The sequence below is a fragment of the Roseibium sp. genome (assembly GCF_048261595.1).
Taxonomy (GTDB): domain Bacteria; phylum Pseudomonadota; class Alphaproteobacteria; order Rhizobiales; family Stappiaceae; genus Roseibium.
On record NZ_JBLXFW010000002.1, the window covers coordinates 536,138 to 560,942 of the forward strand.

The following is a 24,805-nucleotide window of genomic DNA, read 5'->3' on the forward strand; positions in this document are numbered from 1 at the left end:
CGGCCGAATACGCCATAGGCCTAAAATCAGTTTTAATTTCAAATTCTTATAAACAAATATGCAGGCTTAAATAGGCAGGCAGGGCGCACAGCGCTGCAGACACCCTGACAAGTACACTGCTCGCGATCCAACCGTGAATTGAACCAACTGATCTTCGCGCCCAGCTCCTTGTCCATCTGGTCAAATAATCAGCATCCAATAGGCAGCGCACCGATTGTGGGCGTGCTGATTTTATGATCAACTCTCCGGGTTTCTTACAATCTTCCAGGGGGTCCCAATGGCTCTGACAAAAACGTTTTCGTGGTCTCGGCGGACCTTCCTGTCTGCCGCAATCGCCGTCTCGGCAACACTTGGCCTCGGCCAGCCTGCCGCCATCGCAAAGGACAAGCCACTCAAAGTCGCCGCCATCTACACGGTGCCGGTCGAGCAGCAATGGGTCAGCCGCATCAACAAGGCGCTGAAGGCAGCCGAAGCGCGCGGCGACATCACCTATACCTTCTCCGAGAACGTCGCCAACACGGACTACGAGCGCGTCATGCGCGAATATGCCGAACAGGGCATGGATCTCGTCGTCGGTGAAGCCTTCGCGGTCGAGCGCGCAGCCCGCAAGGTTGCCGCAGAATATCCGGAAACGGCCTTCCTGATGGGGTCGTCCTTTGGCCCTGCAAAGCCGAACTTCTCGGTCTTCGACAACTGGATCCATGAGCCGTCCTACCTGACGGGCATGATCGCGGGTGCAGCCACCAAGTCGAACGTGATCGGCATGGTCGGCGGCTACGCCATTCCGGAAGTGAACCGCCTGATGAACGCCTTCATGGAAGGTGCCCTCGCCGTCAATCCGGACGTGAAGTTCCTCGTGACCTTCATCAACTCCTGGTACGATCCGCCCAAGGCCAAGGAAGCTGCCTTTGCCATGATCGACAAGGGCGCCGACCTTCTCTACGCCGAGCGCTTCGGCGTTTCGGACGCAGCCAAGGAGAAGGGCATTCTCGCCATCGGCAACGTGATCGACACGGCCGCCGACTATCCAGGCACGATCCTGGCCTCCGCCCTGTGGCACATGGAACCGACAATCGACAAGGCGATCGAAGCCGTCGCAACCGACAGCTTTGAGCCGGCCGACTATGGCTCCTACAGCTTCATGAGCTATGGCGGCGGTTCCTTTGTCGCTGATGAAAGCCTTGCCCCGGCCGAAGCTCTTGCCGCCGCCAAGGAAAAGGAACAGGAAATCCTCGACGGCCTGTTCCGCGTCAACGTCAACGACGGCGAACCGAAGTCGACGATGTAATGCGAATGAAGGCGGGCCACCGGCCCGTCTTCACCCCACCGCCTGAGTAAACCTGTCAAGACCGAGACGCCGGGAGAGGCCAATGACCCGAACCGCAGACGACAGCAACGTCGTTCTGAAGCTCGACCGGATCACCAAGATCTTTGGCGCCCTGACCGCGAATGGTGACGTTTCCTTGACCCTGCACCGAGGCGAGATCCTCGCCCTGCTCGGCGAGAACGGCGCAGGCAAGACCACCCTCATGAACATTCTCTTCGGCCACTATGTCGCCGATGAGGGCACCGTCGAGGTCGCCGGCAGAGACGGCGGCCTCAGGGAACTCGAACCCGGCTCGCCCCATGCGGCGCTGGAAGCCGGGATCGGCATGGTGCACCAGCATTTCACACTGGCGGAGAACCTCTCCGCGCTTGAAAATATCCTGCTCGGCACAGAACCCCTGACGGCCTGGAAATCTGGCCGCGCAAAGGCAACCAGACACCTCGACGAACTGATGAAGCGCTCGGGCCTGACGGTCGATCTCAACGCCCGCATTTCCAGCTTGTCCGTTGGCGAGAAACAGCGTGTGGAGATCCTGAAAGCCCTTTACCGCGATGCCCGTGTTCTGGTTCTGGATGAGCCGACCGCCGTGCTGACGCCGCAGGAATCCGACAGTCTCTTTGCCACGTTGAAGAAGCTTGCCGCCGACGGTCTCGCCATCATCTTCATCTCCCACAAGCTCGACGAGGTGCTGACAGCCTCCAACCGTATTGCCGTGCTGCGCGGTGGACGCAAGGTCGCGGACCAACCAACCGCCGGATGCGACAAACGCCAGCTGGCCGAGCTGATGGTCGGCAAGAGCGTCCCGGAAAGTACAAGAGACAAACAATCGCCTGGCGCACCGCTTCTCACGCTGAGCAAGGTAACGACCGGAACCGGGCGCGATGCTCTGCACTCTGTGGACCTGCAACTGCTCTCGGGCGAAATCCTCGGCATCGCGGGTGTATCCGGCAATGGACAGGGCACACTCGCAAAGGTCATATCCGGCCTGATCGCCCCCCTGTCAGGGACAATGGAACTGGATGGCCAGCCACTCGGTCAGACCGATGCGCGCAAGATGATCGATGCCGGCATCGCCCGTATTCCCGAAGACCGCCACAAGGACGGTATTGTCGGCGCAATGAGCGTTGCCGAGAACCTCGCCATTGAAACAATCCGGAAACCCGAGAACCAGCGCTTCGGCTTCCTGCGTTTCGACGCCATCGCCCAGCGGGCCCGCGATGCGATCAAGGGCTACGACATCCGCTGCCAGGGCGAAAAGGCCTCGGCCCGCCTCCTGTCCGGCGGCAACATCCAGAAGATCGTCCTTGCCCGCACCCTCGACGCCAACCCTGTCGTCGTTCTGGCGGCCCAGCCGTCCCGAGGCCTCGACGTCGGCGCGACCGCCGACGTGCACCGCCGCCTGCTGGAAGCCCGGGCCAGAGGCGCGGGTGTCATTCTCATTTCCGAAGACCTGGACGAACTCATGCGCCTGTCCGACCGCATCGCCGTCATGCACCGCGGACATCTGTCCGCCGCAGACAAGACGGAGACCCTCGATCGCGGGACACTGGGCCTGCGCATGGTAGGGCAAACAAAGGAGCAGGCCGCATGATCCGCTTCGAGCCTCGTGAACCGGCCTCCCTGCCGCGCCTGATCCTTGTTCCTGTCGTGGCCGCCGTTGTTGCCCTGATCCTTGCGGCAATACCGATGCTGTCGGCCGGATTGTCGGTGTTTGAAGCCTATGGCCTGATGATCACCGGCGCCTTCGGCTCGCTCTTCGCCTTCACCGAGATGCTGACCCGTGCAGCGCCGCTGATCCTGACCGGCCTTGCCGCCGCCCTCGCCTTCAGGGCGAAGCTCTGGAACATCGGAGCGGAAGGACAGCTCTACGCCGGAGCGCTCGCTGCCGTGGCCGTCGGTTCCGGCATGATCGAAGCCCCCTCCTTTGTCCTGATCCCGCTCGTGGTGCTGGCCGGAGCGCTCGCCGGCGGCCTCGTCATGCTCGGCCCGACACTGCTGAAGACACGACTCGGCGTCGACGAAGTGGTTACGACGCTGCTTCTCAACTTCGTCATCCTGCTCTTCGTCCAGATGATGCTCGAAGGACCGATGAAAGATCCCATGGGAATGGGCTGGCCCCAGTCGGAGCCAATGCTCGATGAAGCCATGCTGCCCAAGCTCATGGACCGCATGCGCATCCATGGCGGACTGATCCTCGCCTTCATCGCTGCCATAACGGTCCATATCCTGCTGAAGCGGACCGTGTGGGGTTTCGAGATCCGCGCCGTCGGCGAGAACGCCAATGCCGCGCGCCACGCAGGCATTCCCGTCACCGCCACATTCATCCGCGTCGGCCTCTTTTCCGGAGCGCTCGCCGGTCTCGCAGGCGTCGGCGAAGTCGCCGGCCTGAAAGGCTATCTCACCGCCGACCTGTCGCCCGGCTTCGGCTATTCCGGCATCGTGGTTGCCATGTTGGCCGGCCTGTCACCCATCGGGGTCGTGATCGCGGCGCTCTGTATCGCCAGCATTTTCGTTGGTGCGGACTCCATGTCCCGCGCTACCGGCGTTTCCAACTATCTTGCCGATCTGATCGTCGCCATGGCGCTGATCTGCGTTCTGGTCTCCGGCCTGTTCCTCCGCTTCAGGATTCGTTTCGTCGGCCACAAGGCCGCACAGGGAGTTTCGAAATGAGCGACATTCTCGAAATCCTCCTGACCGCGAATTTCTGGGCAGCTGCCCTGCGCATCGCGACACCGCTCATCTTCGGCGTCATCGGCGCCCTTGTGTGCGAGCGCGCGGGCGTTCTCAATCTCGGCATCGAGGGCATCTTCACAGCCGGCGCCATGGCCGGGTGGATGGCCGTCTGGCTCGGAGCGGGTCTTTGGGGCGGCGTCCTTGTTGCGGCGCTCGCCGGCGGCTTCTTCGGCCTTATCCACGCGATCCTGACCGTGCCCCTCGGCCTCTCCCAGCACGTCTCAGGCATCGGCGTGACGCTCTTCGCCACATCGCTCAGCTACTTCGTCTACCGGACCGCCTTGCCGGATGTCTCGTCGCCGCCGCGCATCGAGGCCTTCAAGCCGCTCGACATACCGGTCCTCTCGGACTTGCCATTTGTCGGCCCGGCCCTGTTCCAGCAGACCGCCCTCACCTTCCTGGCGCTCGCCGTGGTAGCGGTGACCGCCTTCGTTCTCTACCGCACGCCGCTCGGCCTTGCCATCCGCGCCGTCGGCGACAACCCGTCGGCCGTCGAATCCCAGGGCCTCTCGGTCTATGGCCTTCGCATCGGAACCGTGGTTGTCGGCTCCGCGCTCATGGCCCTCGGTGGCGCCTTCCTCACCATGTCCGCCTTCGATGCCTTCTTCTTCGGCATGGTCAACGGCCGTGGCTGGATCTGCATCGCCTTGACGGTCTTTGCCTCATGGCGACCGGGCAAGGCCCTGATCGGCGCGCTTCTCTTCGGCGCCTTCGATGCCTTCCAGGTTCGCCTGCAGACGGAAGTCGGCAGCTTCATTCCCGGACAAGTGTTCCTGATGATGCCCTATCTCCTGTCGATTGCCGCCCTTATCCTGGTCGCCCGCAAGGCCGACTATCCGCGCGCCCTTCTGGTTCCCTACTTCCGCGGCCAGCGCTAAGGTCGCCAAGGACACGTCCATGAGCTTCGATCTCCTCATCAAGAACGCAACTCTGACCGACGGGCGCACCGGTGTCGACATTGCTTGCGCCAACGGCAGCATCGTCGCCGTCGAGACAGGAATCGCTGGCGAGGCCGCACGGACAATCGACGCTGGCGGGTATCTCGTTTCTCCGCCCTTTGTCGACAGCCACTTCCACATGGACGCGACCCTGTCCCTCGGGCTGCCGCGCATGAATGAAAGCGGCACCTTGCTGGAAGGCATAGCCCTTTGGGGTGAACTGAAGGCGATCCTGACGGTCGAGGCCGTTGTCGAACGCGCCCTGCGCTACTGCGATCTTGCCGTGTCACAGGGCCTTCTCGCCATCCGAAGTCACGTCGATGTCTGCGACGACAGGCTCAACGGCGTGAAGGCACTTCTGGAGGTGCGCGAGAAGGTCAAACCCTACATCGACCTGCAGCTTGTTGCCTTTCCGCAGGACGGCCTCTATCGCTCTCCCAACGCGGAGAAGAACCTCCTGAAGGCCCTCGACATGGGAGTCGATGTGGTTGGCGGCATCCCGCATTTCGAGCGCACCATGGAAGATGGCGCCAAGTCTGTCCGGCGCCTGTGCGAGATCGCTGCGGATCGCGGTCTGATGGTCGATCTCCACTGCGATGAGAGCGACGATCCGATGTCCCGCCACATCGAAACGCTTGCCTATGAGACCCAGCGTCTCGGCCTTCAGGGCCGCACGGCGGGATCACACCTGACGTCCATGCACTCCATGGACAATTACTACGTCTCAAAGCTCCTGCCGCTGATCGCCGAGGCGGAGGTCCATGCCATTGCCAACCCGCTGATCAACATCACGCTTCAGGGCCGCCACGACACCTATCCCAAGCGCCGCGGCCAGACCCGCGTTCCGGAAATGCGCAGCTACGGGATCAACGTCTCCTTCGGCCACGACTGCGTCATGGACCCCTGGTACTCTCAAGGCTCCGGCGACATGCTGGAGGTTGCCAGCATGGGCTTCCATGTGGCGCAAATGACCAGCCGCGACAACATTCGCTATGCCTTCGACTGCGTCACGAAGCATCCGGCCACGGCGATGGGGCTGGAAGGCTACGGTGTCGAGAAAGGCTGCAAGGCCGACTTCGTGCTGCTTCAGGCCACCGACACCATCGAAGCCATCCGCTTGAAGGCCACGCGCCTGGCCGTCGTGAAAGCGGGCAAGGTCATTTGCGAAACGCCGCCCAAGGTCGCCCAGCTTGCCCTCGAAGGCCGCCCCGCGACTGTCGATCATTCTGCCTATTTCCCTGTAAGCGCCTAGGCGGCGCGGCCTCCCGGCAAACGTCAGACACCCTCATTGGTTGAGTGAGAAATCGGCGATTTTGCGCCCATTCTCTCACTCCGACGCGCGCACCTGAATGGAGTTAGACGGCTATCAATTCGCCGTATCGTCTCCCTGTGACCAGCGCCAGGTCAGCCAGCAAAAAATGTAACGAATTGTAATCAACCCTATTTACCTGAGTATTTGACTCAGGTATTTGTCCGCCATCGAACACTTCATTCAGATGCCGGGCACGATGTCTCACAGGAACAGCATACTACTGATTTTACTATGTAATTCGTTCCATCAATCCGCATTGGTGGTGATGACACCAGTGCTGCAGGCTCTCTTTGACCTCTCTCTTTCGACCCTCGGCGCTATTGTCGGAGGCGGTCTTCTGCTCTCGGCGGCAACCACACCATTGTGGGGCAGATACGCTGGCCGGTACGGCACCAACCATTCGCTGAGCGTAAGCGCGATCGGCGGCTTCATCGGTATACTGTTCCTCAGCGGCTCCATCTGGATGGCCCAGCAGGAAGCTGACAACATCGGCCTATGGTTGCATTTCCTGGTGCTCGGCAGGGTGATCTACTGTGCGACAGCCAATGCGGCGCTCCCTCTTTCACAGGCGGCGCTTGCCGCCAATTCGGCGCCCCAAAACCTGTTCGGCACCCTTGGCACTCTCAACGCGATGAACGGCATCGGCCGCCTCGCCGGAAACGCCCTCGTCGGCCCCTTGCTCGCCCTTGGCACGTTGATGCCGGTAGCGATTGTCCTGCCGATCTATATCGCGGCACTTGGCAAGCTCATTGGCACTGCAGGTCGCACGACGCCCGAGCACCGCACCAAAACCACGCCGGTACACTCGGGGCGTGTTCCGATCATCGCTCTTGCCAACGCCTTCGGACTGCAGTGCGGTGTCGGCGCGGCCTATATCCTTCTTGGCCCGATCTTGAGAGACCGGCTGGATCTGCCGCCCACGCACGCCAGCAGCCTTGCCGGCATGGTCCTCGCCTTGGCTCTCGCCAGCGCGATCGGGACACAGATCTTTGCCACGCGGCGCTTTGCCGAGCGGACACATGCGGCCTTTCTGACCGGGTGCGTGCTGGTTGTCGCCGGTCTCGTGACGCTCTCGGTTGGCGAAAGCATCGGCGTCTTGCTCGTCAGCGCCTGCCTACTCGCGTCAGGGGCAGCCCTTGGGGCAAGCGCCAATCAGGCCCATCAACTCGGCAAGGCGGAAAATTCCGCACGGCCTCGTCTCTCCACGCTGATCGCAAGCGCCCAACTGCTCGGCCTGGCCGCAGGAACCAGCTTTTTTGGTCTCGTCGGCAGCTACGATCTGACGACAGCCGCCCTGCTGGCTGCGGCTCTTCCGCTAGCATTTACGGCGCCAGCCCTTCTGAAAATGTTTCCCCCCACTTCCTTTCTCCCCATCCGCAGAGGTTCAGGCGAATGACGACTTTGCCCACGATCACATCTCGATTTGCCTCGAGTTCCGCAAGGGACCTCGTTGGCATCGGCATCGGCCCGTTCAACCTCAGCCTTGCAGCCCTGCTGGACGGCCTGCCGGAGCTCGACGTGGCATTTTACGACCGCAAGCCGGATTTCGTCTGGCATGGCGGCCTGATGTTCCCGGGAAGCATCCTGCAGACCTCGTTCCTCAAGGACTTGGTGACACCGATCCAGCCGACCAGCCCGCATTCCTTCGTGAACTATCTGGTCGAGCACAAGCGCTTCTACGACTTCATGGCAGGGCGCTTCGTCGGGGTCAGCCGCACCGAATTCTCCGCTTACATGGCTTGGGTCGCAAGACGTCTCACCAGTACTCACTGGAACCATGCTGCCCGCGAAGTCACCTATAAGGACGGCCATTTCGAGGTGACTTTCGACAAGTCCAGCGTTCAGGCCCGGAACATTGCTGTCGCAACGGGCATGGAACCGAACATCCCCGACTGGGCAATGCACCATATGGGAGACACTTGCTTCCATGCCGGCACCTATCTGTATCAAACCACCCCGATGCAAGGCCGTCGGGTGACCGTGATTGGCGGCGGACAGACCGGTGCGGAGATCGTCCTGAACCTCCTGACCGACCCGGATCGCCGACCGGAACAGGTGACGTGGATCAGCAATCTCGCCCGCTTTTCGCCGTTGGAGGAAGGGGGGTTCGTGGACCAGGTCTTCACCCCCGGTTACGTCGGCGCCTACCAGTCCATGTCATCGGCAGCACGTCGCTCCGAAGTAGCAGGCCAGAAGCTGGCAAGCGACGGACTTACCCCGGCAACCATCGATGCACTGTATGAGGAAATCTACAGGCGCAAGCATCTGGCTGGCAATCCGGACAGCGTAACGCTGCTGCCTGGCCGAAATGTCACCGGCCTTCACCGCGACCATCGTGGCTATCAGATCCATTGTGAAACCACAGCGACAGATCAGAGCGAAACCCATGCCGCCGACATCGTCGTTCTCGCCGTCGGCGCGCGCCCCAAGCTTCCAGAATTCATGGCTCCGCTTCGCGACAGGATCGACTGCGACGAGAGCGGCATGCCGAAACTGTCGCCGTCCTATGAACTGGCCTTCGATGGCCCGAAAGACCGGAAGATCTTCGGGCTCAACATGGGTCTTGCCTCTCATGGCATCGTCGACCCGCAAATGAGCCTCATGGCCTGGCGCGCGGGCATCATCATCAATGCGCTTCTGGGCCGCGAAATCTTCAACACATCGCCGGGCGAGGAATTCGTCACCTGGCAGCGCGGATGCGAACCGGTCGCTGCGGCGGCTCCACAAGCCGCTGCGGCCAGCTGAACGGGACGATAGTGACATGAACGACCTCGCTCCTAACACATTCATCCCGGCGACTCCTCAGACGGTTGTAACACCTCGAGATCGTGCAGATCACGCAACAGGCACCGCATTCCTCAACGCTCTCCTGCGCGAGTGGGATGGGTGGACGGTGCTGGATCCGAAAACCGTGAAAACGCTCGATCTGGTTGGCGACTATGCCTGCCTGCCACTGGCGGGCAGACAGGATCAGATTCTGGTCCGCCTAAAACATCAAGGCCGCTTCCGCAGTGCATTTGAGTTCCCGTTCCTCATGCCGGACGGCGAGACAGCCTTACGGGAAGTGCCCCTGGCAGAAGCGATCGCGCTTCTGGCTCTGGATCCGGCGGCAAGCGGCGGCGACCCTAGCCGACAACTGAAGTTGTTGCAGCGGATCCTCGACAGCCGTCTGGCGATGGAGCGCGCATATGCGCAGCCAGACGATTGCACCCAAGCGGATCACTGGACGTTTCAACAGGCGGAACAGGCGCTTATGTCCGGCCATCCGACCCACCCGAACCCGCGCAGCCGCGACGAGGTGAACGAGGAAGAGGCACGGCAGTTCGCCCCCGAACTGCGCGGCCAGTTTCCACTGTTCTGGGTTTTGGCCGATACCTCGATCCTTGCAATGAAAGCCGCTGGAACGGATACCGCTGACGAATACGCAAGGAACCTGGCGCTCTCCGATCCATCGCTGCCGCAGATCCTCAAGGACGAAGTCCCTGCCGGATTTACGCCTGTTCCCTGGCACCCGTGGCAGGCCGCACGGCTCCTGTCAGATCCGCAGATTGCGCGCTGGGTGGAAAACGGCAAGCTTCAAATCGTCGGACCAGTAGGTTCAGACTTCGCCGCGACAGCGTCGATGCGCGGCGTTCATGCCTGGCATGCGCCGTACATGCTGAAATTCTCGCTGAGCATGCGGCTCACCAACTCCGAGCGTGTGCTGGCTGCCAAGGAAGTCGAACGCGGCATCCAGATGTGCCGCCTTCTGGACAGTCCCGTCGGCACTGCCATCATGACTGACGAGCCGCGCCTGACGATCCTGCGCGAACCGGCCTATATCGCGCTGAAAGCAGATGACGGAAGCACCATCGAAAAGAGCTTCGTCGTCTTTCGCGACAACCCGTTCCGCGGCAGCGGTCAGAGCGGTCCGGTCATGCTCGCAAGTCTTTGCGAAGAACGCCTCGAAGGCCTGTCCCCTCTCGGGAACCTTGTCGCCGAGCGCGCCAAATCGCTATCGATCTCGACCGAGACAGCCGCAGCAGAGTGGCTCGAGCGCTATCTTGACGTCGCAATCGCGCCTCTGATGCGCATTCGAGCCCGGCACGGTCTCCTGTTCGGCTCTCACCAGCAGAACATGATGATCTCGCTGACAGACGGCCTGCCTTCTCGGGTATGGGTGCGCGATTGCCAGGGGACTGGTCACCTCACCACCCACCACGCCGAGCTGGAGAAGCACGTCCCGGATATCGGACTTTATGGAGAAAACGTCGCCCCACCGGAGCTCGGCGACAACCTGCTCTGCTACTACGTGATCGTGAACAACCTGATGAATGTTGTCTCGATGCTGGCAATCGAAGGATTGCTTCCGGAACAGCAGGCCTACGCCCAGATCCGCCGGCACCTTGAGCGGGAAATGGCGGAGTGCGAGGACGACACCAGCTTCTACGTTCGTCTCCTGTCCGAGCCAACGCTCTGCAGCAAGGGCAACTACCGAACCAGTCTCAGTGGCGTCAACGAGGCAGCCGGTGATGCCGGTGGCCAGCTCGCCAGCTTCCTTGAAATCCCAAATCCTCTTTCAAACCCGGAGTTCCTGTCATGAACGTCCATACTCCCGCCTTTTCGGGCGAGACAGGCACCAGGCTTTCAAGCCTCGTCCGCCCCCTTGCCTCAAGCGCAATTGACCTCTCCGCCCGCTGGACGTCCGACGATGATCTGCAGGTTCTTCTCGAAGCCAGCGTGATTGCTTCCTGCATGGCGGCTCCCGGCGCTCCGGCACGCCTTGGGCTGACATTTGACGGGTCTCCAAATCCGGCCGAGCGCGTCGGCGCCGTCCTCGTTGCACTGGAGGCTTTCTTTGCCCGTGACGCAGAACTCGTGGAAGTTCAAGTGGATCAAGAGACGCTGGCAGGCATCGACACCCGCTCTCTGGCTTTCCTCCATCTGTCCGACGGAAAGTTCACGGTTTCCCGGTCCGGTTTCTACCAGACGTCTTCCCTATGGCTTGGCCACCCCCAAGCGGGCCGGACCAGGGCAGGCCTTGTCCCGGGGCCCGACGGCCGCGACCACCCTTTGCGCCCGCCTCATCCGGATGGCCTCGTCTACCAGCGCTACGATCCAGTGGCGGACGTCACTGTTTCATTCCGCGCAGTCGACATCGACCGCGATCTGGATACTTTCCATCGCTGGATGAATGATGGACGCGTGGCCTATTTCTGGGAACTGGCGCAGCCGAAGGAGGAACTGCGCTCCTACCTTGAGCAACTTCAGGCAAAGCCGCACACCTACCCGCTGATCGGCGCTTTCGATGGTCAGGACGCAGGCTATTTCGAGACTTACTGGGTGCGCGAGGATCGACTTGGGCCCTATTACGACTCCGGCCCCTGGGATCGCGGCTGGCACGGCCTGATCGGCGAACGCCGCCACCTCGGACGGGTCAAGACCGGTGCGTGGCTGCGCGGCCTTGCGCATTACCTCTTCCTCGACTGCCCGATGACCGAAAACATCATGGGCGAACCGCGCGTCGACAACGCAAAGCTTCTGACCTACGCCGATGCCCTGGCCTACGAGAAGGTCAAGGAATTCGACTTCCCGCACAAGCGCTCGGCACTGATGCGTTGCCGCCGGGACCGTTTCTTCGCGGAAGTGCGCCTATGAACGCGCATTTCGATGTCAGTCAGACCATCACTGAGCTTCATGGCGCAGCCGACTGGGAAACGGTCTGCCGCGCCAGTCTGGCGAAACTGATTGATGAGCTGACCTACGAGGAAGTCATTTCCCCGGTGCCTGACGACACGTCCGCGACAGGGGGAGGCTTTTCGCTGCCTTTGAAATCCGGCATCGTCTATACCTTCGCCGGCCGGCTCGGGGCTTGGCAGAACCTTCTGTCGGATCCCGCAACGATCACCCGCGAGCCGCAAGACGGCCCGATTCCGTCACCGCAACAGTTCGTCATTGATGCCAGGGCCGAGATGGCCATGTCTCCGGATACGGAGGCAATGTTCCTGCGCGAGCTCTCCAACACGCTGCGGCAGGATCTCGTCATTCTTCGCACCAACTCGCAGATCGATGGCTCAGCGCTGATCGATCGCCCCGCCCATGAACGCCATGCCTGCCTTGAGGGGCATCCGAAGGCGGTCGCGAACAAGGGGCGCCTTGGATGGGGTATCGACGACGTCCAACGTTACGCTCCCGAGCATGGGCAACCATTCGAGTTGCTCTGGCTGGCAGCCGACCGGGACCATTGCCGCATAGGCGACAGCTCAGGGCAGACGGAAACCGGGTTCCTCAGCGCAGTACTTGGCAAGCATGAGTGCGCCCGCCTTCTTGCCACGCTATCAGATGCGGGGCTTTCGCTGACCACCCACACGCTTATCCCCGTCCATCCCTGGCAATGGGATCACGTGCTACAGCAAGCCTATCTCGAAGAACTGATAGCAGGGCGACTGGTGGCACTCGGAACCTTTGGCGGGAAGTATGTCGCCGGTCCGAGCCTTAGGACGCTGACAAGTCTCGACCGACCCGGTTCGCTCGACGTCAAGCTGGCCTTGATGATCCTGAACACGTCGGCCTGGCGCGGAATTCCGGGCAAATATATTGCTCTTGGCAGCGCCATTTCCGACTGGCTCGAAGGCATCGTTGCGCGCGATCCGCTGCTCTCGGAGACGGTCACGATCCTGCGTGAGCAGCGGGGCATCTGGTATCGCCATCCACGTTATGACCAGGTTCCCGGAGCGCCTTACCAGCATCTGGAAACACTAGGCGTTATCTGGCGAGAGAATGCCAAGTCGCGAATCTCAGAGGGACAGGATGCCTGCCTCTATGCGGCCTTGCTGCACCAGGCAAGCGACGGCGCCCCGCTCGCCGTTCATCATGCTGCACGCGCCGGGATGACGATTGAAGACTGGCTGAAGCAGCTCTTTGCGGTCACCGTGGTGCCGCTCTACCACTTCCTCACGCGCTACGGCATCGGCTTCATCGCCCATGGCCAGAACCTGACAGTCATACTCGATAACCACCGCCCCGCCGGCCTTGCGATCAAGGACCTTCAAGGCGACGTCGACATCGTCAACCAGGTGTTTCCGGAGCACGTCGATCTGCCAGACGAGATTCGCGCGATCCTTCCGAACAAACCGCCCGAGTATGTCATTCACGACATCCAGACCGCGCATTTCGTGACTGTTTTGCGATTTTTCTCGGCGCGCCTTGCCGCTTGCGGCGCAATCACCGAGGAAGCCTTCTACGGACTATTGGCCGATGCGCTTCAGGAGCACATGGCACGGCACCCTGAGTTCTCCGAACGCTTCAGGTTGTTTGACCTCTTCACGCCGGAATTTCCGCGTGTGTGCATCAACAAGGTCCGCTTTGCCATCGGCTATGGCGACGCTGCGGAGCGGCCTCTTCCTGCCTTGGGAACGGACCTGAAGAATCCGCTTTTTGCAAACATGTCCGGGACAGTGGCTGACAGGTGAGGTAGGGGATTTTTCCCCGTGTGTCCGAAATACAACTTCTGGCATTCCTCTTTCGGAATGCCTGCTCAATAACTTGAATAATAGATTCAAGTATGATTGATGAGACCTTAACGGGAAGCCAGCACGCATCCGCGGCCCAGCCACCCATGCCATTGAAACAATTAGAGTATCGGGTGGGCTTTCATGAAACTTCGTTCCTGCATCCTTTTGGCGGGCACTGCACTCTGTGCGCTTCCGGCAAAGGCACAAGACGTATCCGGCGACACGGTTTTTCTCGACCGGATCATCGTAACCGCGAACCGCAGCGAGAGCGCAATCTCGACAGTCGCCCAGTCTGTGATCGTCGTTGAGCAGGAAGAAATCGAGCGCCTGCGCGTCACCTCCTCTGACACGGCCGACCTCGTTGCCCGTGTCGTTCCGGGCTATGCACCGAGCAACCAGACGATCTCCGGTGCGTCGGAAAATTTCCGTGGCCGCAGCGTGTTGGTGATGGTTGACGGAATTCCGCGGAACACACCCTTGCGCAACATTTCCCGCGTCCTGTCGCTCATCGACATAAACAACATCGAACGTATCGAGGTGATCAACGGCGCTTCCAGCCTTTACGGCGCAGGAGCCACGGGTGGAACGATCAACATCATTACCAAGCGCGGCGCCGGTGACGGACCGCAATTCTCGGCCCGTGTCGAAGCAAAGGCTTTCACGGCTGACGTTATGGAGTCCGTTGCACCGAACGTGAACCTGACGATGCAGGGCGTGACTGGTGGTTTCGATTACTTCCTGTCCGCAACCGGTGACTTCACCCGCAAGACCTTCGACGGCAAGGGCCGCGAGATGGCCTCGGACGCCATGCTCGGCCAGGGCGGTGGCGACCGTCTCTCCGAAGGCAATCTTTATGGGGTGCTCGGTTACGAAACCGGATCGAAGCGTTTCGAAGCGAGCGTTGACGTGAACTACACGGAGCAGAACCCGGACTGGTTCACCGACTATGCGGGCTTCAGGGTCGCTCCCGATTACAGCAAGCCCTATACCGGCAAGCCGCTCAAAGAGAATTCCAAATACGTCACCGCCAAGTTCAGTGAAAGCGAGTTCGCCCTGGGTGAACTGGAGTTCAAAACATTCTTCAACGATATCGAGAAACAGGCACCAAGGACGGAAATTTCGCTCGCAAATCCGTTTGTCTATGACAGCAACAATCAGACTGTGTTGAACGGCATTCGCGCAGGCGCGACGGCGACCGTAGCAAGCGACCTCAGCGCCCTGATAGAGGGTGCCAAGCTTACCTGGGGTGTAGACTATACATTCGACCGTACGACCCAGGAAAAGGTCTCGGGCGAGGATGCCATCGCACCAATGCTTCAGAACCAGATCGCAGGGTTCGCACTAGCAGAGTTCCCCGTCTTCGAACGCCTGCGCCTTCAGGCGGGTGGACGATTTGACAAGTTCTTCCTCAGTGTCGACGATTTTACCCGCCCATCTGGTCTCTACTATGACGCTTCGACGGGCAGGACATACGGCCTCGGATCAGTCGACGTAACCGGTGGCGACTTTGACTACAGCCAGTGGACGTTCAATGCTGGTGTCGTCTTCGACATAACCGATGACCTTCAGTCGTTTGCCAACTTCTCACAAGGCTACGAACTGGCAGATGTTGGTGCTTTTACACGACGAGCCGGTATCAACACCACATCGCTCGCCGCGACCTGCGCAATCACAACCGTAACCTACCTTGGCGTAACGCAGTGTACCGGCTCTGGTGTCACCAGCTATGCCAATATCGCGCCGGACCCCCAGCTTGTGAACACGTTTGAAGCTGGTTTGCGCGGCGACTGGGGACGGACGCAGGCGAACTTCAGCGCCTACTACTCGACATCGGACAAAGGGACCTTGTTCGATATTAAGACCAACCGTGTCTCTCAGCAGAAAGAGCAGCTCTGGGGCGCTGAGTTGACCGGGGCGTTCGACGCGACCGACATGTTGACCGTCGGTGGTATCCTCGCCTACGCCGAGGGCCGTTACGATAGCGATGGCGATGGCGATATTGACAGCTATTTGCCGAACAACCGGATCTCGAGCACCTTCAAGGGTACGCTCTACGGCGACATGGTTCTCCCCTACGACATTCAGGCACGGGCAGAAGTCGAGTTCTTCTCCGGACGTGATCGTGAACGCGGAGAGAAACTGAAGGGTGCTGCACTCCTGAATGCATCGCTTGCCAAGGAATTCGACAATGGCGGCAAGCTGGCCTTCGGTGTCCGCAACCTGCTCGACACCGAATATGTGAACCCGACAGCAACCGCCACACGCGGCGCCAAGGTCCCGGGTCTCGGCCGCACGCTCGCCCTGTCTTACCAGATCAAATTCTGATCCAAGACCGGCAGCAGGCATCCCACCGGATGCCTGCTGCCATCGCGTTCAAAGCGCAACCAATCTGAAAAGAGCCAGCCATGCGTCTGTCGAGAGCCAAGCTCACCGGAACTGTCCTTGAGGACAATGCGGAGCGATACCGCCTGTTCGCCACGCTCGGCGGCCTTTACCTTGCACAGGGAATCCCGACCTACCTGATCGCAGCAGCCCTGCCCCCCGTTCTTCGCGAGGCAGGCGTTTCGCGCAGCGCCATCGGTTTCTTCTCGCTCCTGATGCTGCCGCTGGTTCTGAAATTCATCTGGGCGCCACAGATCGATCGCCATCGTTTTCTGCCGCTCGGCCATCGCCGCGGTTGGATCGTTCCCATGCAGGTCGTGACCGCACTCGGCATCGCTTGTATGGCGTTCCTGGAGCCCACCAACATCACCGGTCTCTTTGTCGTCTGCATCATCATGGCACTGGCCATGTCCGCTCAGGATATTGCAACCGACGGCTACGCGACCTCATCCCTGTCTGAGAAAGACCGCGGTGTCGGCAACGCCTTTCAGGGCGGAGCCGTCGCCTTTGGCGTTCTGATCGGCGGAACCCTGTCGCTTATCCTGTTCGAAAACTTCGGTTGGACCGCGACGCTTCTATTTGTCTCCGCAATCTCGCTTCTGCCTCTCATCGTAACGCCGCTCATGCGTGAGGCGGCAACTGCCAGGAACACTTCTGCCGCAGCCTCAAAAGAGGATGTGCCGGCAAACAGCGCCACGGCAGCCCATGCCAGACCTTCCCTCAAGGCCTTTTTCCTGAGACCAGAAGCCGTTCAGATCCTTGTCATCGCCCTGGTCTTTCGCGCCAGCGAAGGTCTGGTGAAGGCAATGGAAGGCCCTTATCTGGTGGATGTCGGCCTTCCGCTTTCCTGGATCGGCTACCTGTCCGGTGCCTCAGCCGCAACCGCCGGGATTGTCGGCTCTGTGATTGCAGTGGTCCTCATCCGCTGGCAGGACACCAACCGGGCCCTGATCATTCTTGGGGCAATGCGGACCCTTTGTTTTGCCGCCTTCGCCCTTCATGCGCTGGAGATCTACGAAGGCCTTGCAGCGATCATGTCCGCCGCGGCCTTCCAGACCTTCATCAGGTACATGGAAATCGTGGTGCTCTATTCACTCTTCATGAGCGTCGCCTCGAAGAGCCAGCCGGGGACCGATTTCACGCTGCTCGCCTGCGCCCAGCTGATCGTTTACCTGATCGGCTCGAGCATCTCGGGTGTCCTTGCGGACAGTCTCGGCTATGACGGACTGTTCGTCATCGCTACCGTTCTGTCGGCCCTGGCCGTGATCATCACAATGAGGCTGCTGGTGTCCGGCAAAAAGACCGACAGCCCGGAAAACCGGGCTGCCAAAACACTCTGATCCGTCGCTTCAGTTCGCTGAAGGCAAAGGGCTCAGACCCAACGGAACACCGCCAGACCATAGACGATGGCAAGGACGAGGGGCGCCCAGAGCGGCGTCCCCATCAGCCCCAGCCAGGCCAGGAAGATGAAGGCGCTTCCCAGCAGGGAGATGAACAGCCGGTCTCCGCGCGTGGTGTGAAGCCCGAGAATCCCGTCGCGTGGCCCGCCCCCGGGTGAGAAATACTCCCAGACCCCCATGGTCGCGATACACAGCGCGACAAAGATGAAAAAGGCTGCGGTCGGCCAGGTCCAGGCCATCCATGTCAGACCCATGGCGTGTTCCTTTCTTAAACCCGGCCGAGGGCGAAGCCCCGGGCGATGTAGTTGCGGACGAAGTAGATCACGAAGGCGCCCGGGATGATCGTCAGAGTGCCGGCCGCTGCCAGGAGCCCGAGCTCATAACCGGAGGTCGACGCGGTTCTCGTCATCACGGCGGCAATCGGCTTGGCTTCGACCGAGGTCAGCGTCTTTGCCAGAAGCAGCTCGACCCAGGAGAACATGAAGCAGAAGAAGGCGGCCACGCCGATGCCGGCGGCAATCGTCGGGATGAAGATCTTCGTGAAGAAGCGCCAGAACGAATAGCCGTCAACATAGGCGGTTTCATCGAGTTCCTTCGGCACGCCCGACATGAAACCTTCCAGGATCCAGACCGCCAGCGGGATGTTGAACAGCGTGTGCGCCAGAGCCACAGCCCAGTAGCTGTCGAACAGGCCGACCGCGGAATAGAGCTGGAAGAACGGTAGCGCGAAAACGGCCGGAGGCGCCATGCGGTTGGTGAGAAGCCAGAAGAACAGGTGCTTGTCGCCCAGGAACCGGTAGCGCGAGAATGCATAGGCGGCAGGCAGGGCAACCGCGACTGAAAGCACGGTGTTCAACGACACATAGGCGAGCGAATTGACGTAGCCCATGTACCAGGTCGGATCGGTGAAGATCGCGACATAGTTCTCGGTGGTGAATTCCTGCGGCCACAGGGTGAAGGAGCCGAGGATCTCGTTGGTCGTCTTGAAAGACATGTTGATGAGCCAGTAGATCGGCAGCATCAGGAAGAGGATGTAGAGGGCCGGAACGAAGCGGCTTGCGTTCTTCATCAGTTTGCCTCGTTTCGCATCATCAGTGTGTAGAAGACCCAGCTGAGCGCCAGAATGATCAGGAAGTAGATCAGCGACATTGCGGCGGCCGGCCCAAGGTCGAACTGACCGAGCGCCACCTTCACAAGGTCTAGAGACAAAAGCGTCGTCGAGTTTCCGGGCCCGCCGCCGGTCAGGACGAAGGGCTCGGTGTAGATCATGAAACTATCCATGAAGCGAAGAAGCACGGCGATGGTCAGCACCCGCTTCATCTTTGGCAGCTGGATGTAGCGGAATATCGCGAAGGGCTTCGCGCCGTCGATCTTCGCTGCCTGGTAGTAGGCATCCGGGATCGACACGAGACCGGCATAGGCCAGCAGCACCACAAGCGACGTCCAGTGCCAGACGTCCATCAGGATCAGCGTGAACCAGGCGTCCCCCGGCTGGCGGGTGAAGTTATAGTCGAAACCCAGAGCGTTCAGCGTCCGTCCAAGCAAGCCGATGTCCGGCAGAGCGAAGATGTTCCACATCGCTCCGACCACGTTCCACGGAATGAGCAGCGGCAGCGCCATCAGGACGAGGCACACCGGCACCCAAGGACCTTTTCGCGGCAGGGTCAGGGCGATAAGAACGCCGAGCGGGATCTCGATCGCCAGGATCGAGAAGGTGAAGATCATCTGGCGGCCGAGCGACGCGTGGAAGCGGTCGGAATTCAGCACTTCCTCGAACCACATCACACCAGCCCAGAAGAAGGTGTTATCGCCGAAGGTCTCCTGGACGGAGTAGTTCACCACGGTCATCAGCGGAATGATCGCGTTGAAGGCGACCAGAAGAACCACTGGAAGAACGAAGAGCCAGGCTTTCTGGTTTTCAGTCTTGTTCATGGATACGACCTCAATTCACCAGCCAGCCGCCGGAATAGACCTGCGTATGGTCTTGGGCGAAGTTCAGGAAACCGCGACTCTCAGGAATGTCCTGCCCTTCCGGGACAAGAAGCTTGATGCTCTCATCTCCCTTCCGGGTGTCGACAATGCGGAAACGCCCGGCATCGGATACCTTCACGACGTCGACCTCTATGCCGGAAGACGCGAAATTGACGAACTCCGGACGCACGCCTAGCTCGAGTCCTGAACCGTCGGCACAAGAATCCGCATTCCAGCTCGGGATCTCCTCGCCGAGATAGAAGGCCTTGCCGCCCTTCACTTCGCACGGAAGCACGTTCATTCCGGGAGAGCCGATGAAGTGCCCGACAAACGTATGCTGCGGACGCTCGAATAGCTCGACCGGCGTTCCGATCTGGACCACCTGCCCGTCCTTCATGACGACAACCTTGTCGGCGAAGGTCAGGGCTTCGGTCTGGTCGTGGGTCACGTAGATCATGGTCGTACGGACGCGCTGGTGCAGCTCCTTCAGCTTGGAGCGCAGCTGCCACTTGAGATGCGGATCGATCACCGTGAGCGGCTCGTCGAACATGATGACGTTGACGTCGGTACGCACCAGACCGCGGCCAAGCGAAATCTTCTGCTTGCCATCGGCGGTCAGGCCGGATGCGCGTTGCATCAGCATGCCCGTCAGGTCGATCATTTCCGCGATCTCGCGCACACGCTTGTCGACATCGGCCTCTGCGACACCGCGGTTGCGCAGCGGGAAGGCGAGATTGTCGTAGACGGTCATCGTGTCATAAACGACAGGAAACTGGAAAACCTGCGCGATGTGCCTTTGATCCGGCGGCAGATGCGTAACGTCCTGATCGCCGAAGATCACCTGCCCGTGGCTCGGAGCCAGCAGGCCGGAAATGATGTTGAGCAACGTCGTCTTGCCGCAGCCGGACGGACCGAGAAGAGCATAGGCGCCGCCATCTTCCCACTCGACGTCGAGTTGCTTCAGGGCGAAATCGTCATCCGTTTTCGGATCGGCCATGTAGCTGTGCCGCAAGCCCTTGAGCGTGATCTTTGCCATTCCGGCAACCTCCCAATCGTTCTGCTTGCGCTTTAACCGGCGACCAGCGCGCCGGCGGAATTAAAATAAAAGGCCTTCGAGACATCGGCATGCAGCTGAGCGACTTCGCCGACCTCGAACGGATGGATGCCATGGGACTGGGACACCCAGGTCCGGCCACCAAGATGGAAATGAACGACGCTTTCCGACCCGCTCAGCTCCGTCACCATGACGTTCCCTTCAACAGGGATCGGTTGCTCACCGCTCGCTGAAGGCGTGACATGATGCGGGCGCAGGCCCATCGTGTAGGTTCCATCGGCAAGGCTCGCGGCACCGCCGAGCGCGGCCCAGGTCGGACCACCGGGAAGCGACAGGGTAGCCCCCTGCTTGACCACTTCCGCGTGGTTGATAGGCGGTTCGGAAAAGACTTCGGCGCTGATCAGGTCCTTAGGCCTGCGATAGATATCGCCCGTCGGCCCGAATTGCGTCACGCGTCCTTCGTGCATCGTCGCGGTCTTGCCGCCAAAGAGCAGCGCTTCGACCGGCTCGGTCGTCGCATAGACGACAACGCATTCCCGGTTGGCGAAAAGGCGTGGCAACTCGTCTCGCAGTTCCTCGCGAAGCTTGAAGTCGAGGTTGGCCAGCGGCTCATCCAGAAGCACCAGATCGGCTTCCTTGACGAGCGCGCGCGCCATGGCGGTGCGCTGCTGCTGGCCGCCGGAGAGTTCCGAAGGACGGCGATCGAGCATGCCGGAGAGCTTCATCAGCTCTGCCATTTCGCCGACGCGTTTCTTGATCTCGGTTTCGGCAACGCGCGCCACCCGCAAGGGTGAAGCGATGTTCTCGAAAACGGAAAAATTCGGATAGTTGATGAACTGCTGATAGACCATCGACACGTTGCGCTTTTGCACCGGCGTACGGGTGACGTCCTTGCCGTTGAAGCGGAGAGCACCGGTGGTCAGCTGGTCGAGACCGGCCATCAACTGCATCAGGGTCGTCTTGCCGGACAGGGTCGTGCCGAGGAGAATATTGATCCCGCCGGGCTCCAGAGTCAGGCTCGTCGGATAGATATGCTGCTCCACGCCCACGCGCTTGGAGACATCGATAAGTTCAAGTGCCATCAGGAATTCGCAGTCTGTCGTCCGCCGTCAAGACGGGCCATAGGGTTCCCGGGGCATTGCTGCCCCGGGAGGTCTTGCCAGGAGGAGACGATATTAGTTGGCGCTCCAGCGCGCTACGAGTTCGTCGTAGGCAATGGTTTCGCCCTGCGGCTTCTCGTTGTCGAGCTTAGCCTTTGCACCACCCTTGCCGAGCCACTCGGACGGATCCTTCTCGTCGTTCAGACGCGGTCCGCAGCCACCGTAGGTGTTGTTGGCTTCGTCAGCGCGCTGCATGCGGGCCATGACCTGGTCCATTTCACCGGCCAGACGATCCATGGCTTCCTGCGGCGTGAAGGCACCGGAGTTCACGTCACCGATGTTCTGCCACCACAGCTGCGCCAGCTTCGGATAGTCCGGAACGTTGACGCCGGTCGGAGACCAACGGACACGATCAGGCGAGCGGTAGAATTCGACCACACCGCCGAGGGCCGGTGCACGCTCGGTAAAGCTCGCGTGCTGGATCGAGCTGTCGCGGGTGAAGGTCAGGCCGACATGGCTCTTCTTCACATCGACGGTCTTCGAGGTGACGAACTGGGCATAGAGCCAGGCAGCCTTTGCACGGTCGGTCGGAGTGGACTTCAGGATGGTCCAGGAACCCACGTCCTGGTAACCGACCTTCTGGCCTTCTTCCCAGTAAGGACCATGGGGGCTCGGCGCTGCACGCCACAGCGGCATGCCTTCGTCGTCCACGGTGTTGTTGCCTTCGGACTTCGGCTTCACCATGTCGGCAAGGAAGGCGGTATACCAGAAGATCTGCTGGGCAACATTGCCCTGGCTAAGAGCCGGAAGCGACTGGTAGAAGTCATAGTCCGCAGCACCCGGAGGAGCATAGTTGCGCAGCCATTCGTCCCACTTGCGGATCGCGTAGACCGCGGCCGGGCCGTTGGTGCCGCCACCACGGGAGACGGAAGCACCCGACGGGTTACAGGAGTCGGCTTCCATGCGGATGCCCCACTCGTCGATCGGACGGCCGTTCGGCTCACCCTTGGAACCGGCACCGGCCATCGACAGCCAGGCATCGGTCATGCGCCAGCCAAGGTCCGGAGCGCGCTTGCCGTAGTCCATGTGACCATAGACGCGCACGCCGTCGATTTCCTTGACGTCGTTGGAGAAGAACTCGGCGATGTCCTCATAGGCCGACCAGTTGACCGGAACACCGAGGTCGTAGCCGTATTTTTCCTTGAATGCCGTCTTGAGGTCTTCACGCTCGAACCAGTCCTTGCGGAACCAGTAGAGGTTCGCAAACTGCTGGTCGGGAAGCTGGTAAAGATCGCCGTCCGGGCCAGTGGTGAAGCTGATGCCCATGAAATCGTCGAGGTCGAGCGTCGGAGACGTAACGTCCTTGCCTTCGCCAGCCATCCAGTCGGTCAGGTTCACAGCGAGCTGAAGGCGCGAATGGGTGCCGATAAGGTCGGAGTCGTTCACATAGGCGTCGTAGAGGTTGCGGTTCGTCTGCATCTGCGTCTGGACCGCCTGAACCACTTCGCCTTCGCCGAGGATCTGGTGGTTGACCTTGATGCCAGTGATTTCCTCAAAGGCCTTGGTCAGGGTCTTGGACTCATATTCGTGGGTCGGAATGCCTTCCGACAGAACGTTGATTTCCATGCCCTTGAATGGCTCTGCGGCCTTCACGAACCAATCCATCTCGGAAAGCTGCTCGTCCTGCGACAGGACGGAAGGCTGGAATTCGCTCTCAACCCACTTCTTCGCTTCGTCCATTCCGGCCAGGGACGGCCCGGCCGAGGCAAGAAGCGCCGCAGCCGCAACTGCAGTCAAAAATCTCTGCTTCATAATTTCCTCCCAAAACGACCCGCGTTTGCAGGTGAAACGAATATCAAACGAAAGAAAATGAAGGTCAATAGAAAATTACGAACTTGTTCTTCAATTCATGATTGTCAATTTGACGGTAGGTCCGATTTGACGAGAGCACCCCTGCGTTCTCCCAACCACGTATGCCCCTCCGGCGGAGCACATCGTCGAATGAACACGCGCCGACGAGGCGCAGCCGAGGTTTGCGCAACCTGCGGCATGCAAGAGCACTGGCAGATTTGCAAAGCCACCAGCACCAGAAAAAAGAATGTAATACTCCACTTTCCTTGAGGCGCTGAAACCGCTAAGCGTACCTTAAGATTGACCGGATATTCGAAGCCTTGATGACACGTTAGCCTCCCGACGTGACGCCACGGGGAATGCGACAGGGCCTCGGCGTTTAGCAGTAGATTTGTGGAACTTTTGATGCCCGGCGGCCCCAGCAGCCAAGACCAGCCCGTTGACCTAAGCGACTATATCGAAGGCCTTTTCCATGGTCCTGCGGCGCATCTTGCTGACCGTTTCACGCTGGCACCAGACTCGGGCGAAGGCATATGCTGCTCTGACCTGAACGATCCCGGCGCGCTGCAACAGCTGCTCTCCAGCTACGCCGGGTGCCGGTTTCCTCAGGACGACCCAAGGTCAGTCGCATCCTACTGGTCGCAGTGGTATCTGGGCTTCCTGATACCCCCCCTCGTCATGCTGGCATCGGCCGCCGGCAGCAATGTCCCGGCGGACCCGCACGCCCTCCGACTGGTTCTGGACGATAGCGGTCAACCGCTGCGTTTCATCCTGACCGATCCATTCGGCAACCCCAGCCCATCCGGCGCCACCCCCTTCGACCGTATTGGTGCCTTTGTCGACCGGCATCTGGCTCCGCTGGTCTTCTCCTTTTCGGCACGCTCCGGTGTCTCGGCGAAGGTTTTCTGGATGAGCGCAGCCGTCATCCTGGATTATACGAACGACGTGTTTCTCGGTGGGAGCCAGGACGGCTTCAAGACACTCACAACGGAACGCGCATTGCCCAATGGCCAGCGCAACCCGCTTTTTGGCCCCTATCGCCCTTCCGGGTCTGAAGCGACCAGGACCCGGCGCATTTGCTGCATGCGGTACAATCTGGATGGAATCGAGCGGTGCCCGGACTGCCCGTTAAAGCCGACGATTTCAGCAGACCGGAAACAACGGCCAGGTCTCGTGGGTGTTCTGGACGGCACCGCTACCTAAGCTTAAGGGCTCAAACCGGTTCGGCAACCGCCTGGAACCCG

At 60.5% G+C, this 24,805-nt stretch carries 19 protein-coding genes; 13 read left to right on the forward strand and 6 right to left on the reverse strand.

Going from position 1 to position 24,805, the window contains the following annotated elements:
• Window positions 1–277: 277 nt before the first annotated feature.
• From ACN0SY_RS09815 to ACN0SY_RS09870, 12 genes are all read left to right on the forward strand, one after another.
• Complete coding sequence (locus ACN0SY_RS09815; RefSeq protein WP_417686787.1) at window positions 278–1,288, forward strand: BMP family protein; 1,011 nt, start codon at window positions 278–280, stop codon at window positions 1,286–1,288.
• Between the two features lie 82 nt (window positions 1,289–1,370).
• Window positions 1,371–2,918: an ABC transporter ATP-binding protein gene (locus tag ACN0SY_RS09820; RefSeq protein WP_417686789.1), complete on the forward strand. Its 1,548-nt coding sequence runs from the start codon at window positions 1,371–1,373 to the stop codon at window positions 2,916–2,918.
• The gene (locus tag ACN0SY_RS09825) at window positions 2,915–3,997 is read left to right on the forward strand and encodes an ABC transporter permease (protein ID WP_417672487.1); all 1,083 of its coding nucleotides are present in this window, start codon (window positions 2,915–2,917) and stop codon (window positions 3,995–3,997) included. Before ACN0SY_RS09820 ends, ACN0SY_RS09825 begins: the two co-directional genes overlap by 4 nt.
• Entirely contained in the window at window positions 3,994–4,938 is a 945-nt protein-coding gene (locus ACN0SY_RS09830) for an ABC transporter permease (protein ID WP_417672485.1), read from the forward strand. Before ACN0SY_RS09825 ends, ACN0SY_RS09830 begins: the two co-directional genes overlap by 4 nt.
• Window positions 4,939–4,957: 19 nt before the next feature.
• Window positions 4,958–6,250 carry an amidohydrolase family protein gene (locus ACN0SY_RS09835; protein WP_417686791.1) on the forward strand — a complete coding sequence of 431 codons (1,293 nt, stop codon included), beginning with the start codon at window positions 4,958–4,960 and terminating at the stop codon, window positions 6,248–6,250.
• Between the two features lie 256 nt (window positions 6,251–6,506).
• Window positions 6,507–7,706 (forward strand): MFS transporter, encoded by a 1,200-nt coding sequence (locus ACN0SY_RS09840; protein ID WP_417686793.1) that lies wholly within the window; start codon window positions 6,507–6,509, stop codon window positions 7,704–7,706.
• Entirely contained in the window at window positions 7,703–9,055 is a 1,353-nt protein-coding gene (locus ACN0SY_RS09845; RefSeq protein WP_417686795.1) for a lysine N(6)-hydroxylase/L-ornithine N(5)-oxygenase family protein, read from the forward strand. The genes ACN0SY_RS09840 and ACN0SY_RS09845 overlap by 4 nt, the downstream gene beginning before the upstream one ends.
• Window positions 9,056–9,071: 16 nt before the next feature.
• Window positions 9,072–10,892, forward strand: a complete 1,821-nt coding sequence (locus ACN0SY_RS09850; RefSeq protein WP_417686797.1) for an IucA/IucC family protein — start codon at window positions 9,072–9,074, stop codon at window positions 10,890–10,892.
• Window positions 10,889–11,947 carry a GNAT family N-acetyltransferase gene (locus ACN0SY_RS09855; protein ID WP_417686799.1) on the forward strand — a complete coding sequence of 353 codons (1,059 nt, stop codon included), beginning with the start codon at window positions 10,889–10,891 and terminating at the stop codon, window positions 11,945–11,947. The genes ACN0SY_RS09850 and ACN0SY_RS09855 overlap by 4 nt, the downstream gene beginning before the upstream one ends.
• A complete protein-coding gene (locus ACN0SY_RS09860) occupies window positions 11,944–13,761 on the forward strand; it encodes an IucA/IucC family protein (protein WP_417686801.1) in 1,818 nt (605 codons plus the stop codon). Before ACN0SY_RS09855 ends, ACN0SY_RS09860 begins: the two co-directional genes overlap by 4 nt.
• 183 nt (window positions 13,762–13,944) lie before the next feature.
• Window positions 13,945–16,128, forward strand: coding sequence for a TonB-dependent receptor (locus ACN0SY_RS09865; protein WP_417686802.1), 2,184 nt, complete (start codon window positions 13,945–13,947; stop codon window positions 16,126–16,128).
• Between the two features lie 80 nt (window positions 16,129–16,208).
• Entirely contained in the window at window positions 16,209–17,525 is a 1,317-nt protein-coding gene (locus ACN0SY_RS09870) for a RhtX/FptX family siderophore transporter (protein WP_417686804.1), read from the forward strand.
• A 32-nt stretch (window positions 17,526–17,557) separates the two neighbouring features.
• On the opposite strand, the gene ACN0SY_RS09875 is transcribed toward ACN0SY_RS09870, so the two are convergent.
• The 6 genes from ACN0SY_RS09875 to ACN0SY_RS09900 form a co-directional block, all read right to left on the reverse strand.
• Window positions 17,558–17,839 carry a DUF2160 domain-containing protein gene (locus ACN0SY_RS09875; protein WP_417686805.1) on the reverse strand — a complete coding sequence of 94 codons (282 nt, stop codon included), beginning with the start codon at window positions 17,837–17,839 and terminating at the stop codon, window positions 17,558–17,560.
• Window positions 17,840–17,853: 14 nt separating this feature from the next.
• Complete coding sequence (locus ACN0SY_RS09880) at window positions 17,854–18,654, reverse strand: carbohydrate ABC transporter permease (RefSeq protein ID WP_417686806.1); 801 nt, start codon at window positions 18,652–18,654, stop codon at window positions 17,854–17,856.
• Entirely contained in the window at window positions 18,654–19,517 is an 864-nt protein-coding gene (locus ACN0SY_RS09885) for a carbohydrate ABC transporter permease (RefSeq protein ID WP_417686808.1), read from the reverse strand. Before ACN0SY_RS09885 ends, ACN0SY_RS09880 begins: the two co-directional genes overlap by 1 nt.
• 10 nt (window positions 19,518–19,527) lie before the next feature.
• Window positions 19,528–20,592 (reverse strand): ABC transporter ATP-binding protein, encoded by a 1,065-nt coding sequence (locus tag ACN0SY_RS09890; protein ID WP_417686810.1) that lies wholly within the window; start codon window positions 20,590–20,592, stop codon window positions 19,528–19,530.
• A gap of 32 nt (window positions 20,593–20,624) precedes the next feature.
• Window positions 20,625–21,692 carry an ABC transporter ATP-binding protein gene (locus ACN0SY_RS09895; RefSeq protein WP_417686812.1) on the reverse strand — a complete coding sequence of 356 codons (1,068 nt, stop codon included), beginning with the start codon at window positions 21,690–21,692 and terminating at the stop codon, window positions 20,625–20,627.
• Between the two features lie 93 nt (window positions 21,693–21,785).
• A complete protein-coding gene (locus ACN0SY_RS09900) occupies window positions 21,786–23,522 on the reverse strand; it encodes an ABC transporter substrate-binding protein (protein ID WP_417686814.1) in 1,737 nt (578 codons plus the stop codon).
• 444 nt (window positions 23,523–23,966) lie between these two features.
• On the opposite strand from ACN0SY_RS09900, the gene fhuF reads away from it, so the two are divergent.
• On the forward strand, window positions 23,967–24,764 hold the full coding sequence (fhuF, locus tag ACN0SY_RS09905) for a siderophore-iron reductase FhuF (protein ID WP_417686815.1): 798 nt from the start codon (window positions 23,967–23,969) through the stop codon (window positions 24,762–24,764).
• Window positions 24,765–24,805 lie beyond the last annotated feature (41 nt).

Excerpts from the sequence above, each read along its gene's own strand:
- ACN0SY_RS09825 (WP_417672487.1), top strand. The coding sequence starts at position 2,915 with ATGATCCGCTTCGAGCCTCGTGAACCGGCCTCCCTGCCGCGCCTGATC.
- ACN0SY_RS09820 (WP_417686789.1), top strand. The coding sequence starts at position 1,371 with ATGACCCGAACCGCAGACGACAGCAACGTCGTTCTGAAGCTCGACCGG.
- ACN0SY_RS09855 (WP_417686799.1), top strand. The coding sequence starts at position 10,889 with ATGAACGTCCATACTCCCGCCTTTTCGGGCGAGACAGGCACCAGGCTT.
- ACN0SY_RS09895 (WP_417686812.1), bottom strand. The coding sequence starts at position 21,692 with ATGGCACTTGAACTTATCGATGTCTCCAAGCGCGTGGGCGTGGAGCAG.
- ACN0SY_RS09845 (WP_417686795.1), top strand. The coding sequence starts at position 7,703 with ATGACGACTTTGCCCACGATCACATCTCGATTTGCCTCGAGTTCCGCA.
- ACN0SY_RS09815 (WP_417686787.1), top strand. The coding sequence starts at position 278 with ATGGCTCTGACAAAAACGTTTTCGTGGTCTCGGCGGACCTTCCTGTCT.
- ACN0SY_RS09850 (WP_417686797.1), top strand. The coding sequence starts at position 9,072 with ATGAACGACCTCGCTCCTAACACATTCATCCCGGCGACTCCTCAGACG.
- ACN0SY_RS09865 (WP_417686802.1), top strand. The coding sequence starts at position 13,945 with ATGAAACTTCGTTCCTGCATCCTTTTGGCGGGCACTGCACTCTGTGCG.
- ACN0SY_RS09830 (WP_417672485.1), top strand. The coding sequence starts at position 3,994 with ATGAGCGACATTCTCGAAATCCTCCTGACCGCGAATTTCTGGGCAGCT.
- fhuF (WP_417686815.1), top strand. The coding sequence starts at position 23,967 with ATGCCCGGCGGCCCCAGCAGCCAAGACCAGCCCGTTGACCTAAGCGAC.
- ACN0SY_RS09880 (WP_417686806.1), bottom strand. The coding sequence starts at position 18,654 with ATGAAGAACGCAAGCCGCTTCGTTCCGGCCCTCTACATCCTCTTCCTG.
- ACN0SY_RS09890 (WP_417686810.1), bottom strand. The coding sequence starts at position 20,592 with ATGGCAAAGATCACGCTCAAGGGCTTGCGGCACAGCTACATGGCCGAT.
- ACN0SY_RS09870 (WP_417686804.1), top strand. The coding sequence starts at position 16,209 with ATGCGTCTGTCGAGAGCCAAGCTCACCGGAACTGTCCTTGAGGACAAT.
- ACN0SY_RS09835 (WP_417686791.1), top strand. The coding sequence starts at position 4,958 with ATGAGCTTCGATCTCCTCATCAAGAACGCAACTCTGACCGACGGGCGC.
- ACN0SY_RS09885 (WP_417686808.1), bottom strand. The coding sequence starts at position 19,517 with ATGAACAAGACTGAAAACCAGAAAGCCTGGCTCTTCGTTCTTCCAGTG.
- ACN0SY_RS09900 (WP_417686814.1), bottom strand. The coding sequence starts at position 23,522 with ATGAAGCAGAGATTTTTGACTGCAGTTGCGGCTGCGGCGCTTCTTGCC.
- ACN0SY_RS09840 (WP_417686793.1), top strand. The coding sequence starts at position 6,507 with ATGTCTCACAGGAACAGCATACTACTGATTTTACTATGTAATTCGTTC.
- ACN0SY_RS09875 (WP_417686805.1), bottom strand. The coding sequence starts at position 17,839 with ATGGGTCTGACATGGATGGCCTGGACCTGGCCGACCGCAGCCTTTTTC.
- ACN0SY_RS09860 (WP_417686801.1), top strand. The coding sequence starts at position 11,944 with ATGAACGCGCATTTCGATGTCAGTCAGACCATCACTGAGCTTCATGGC.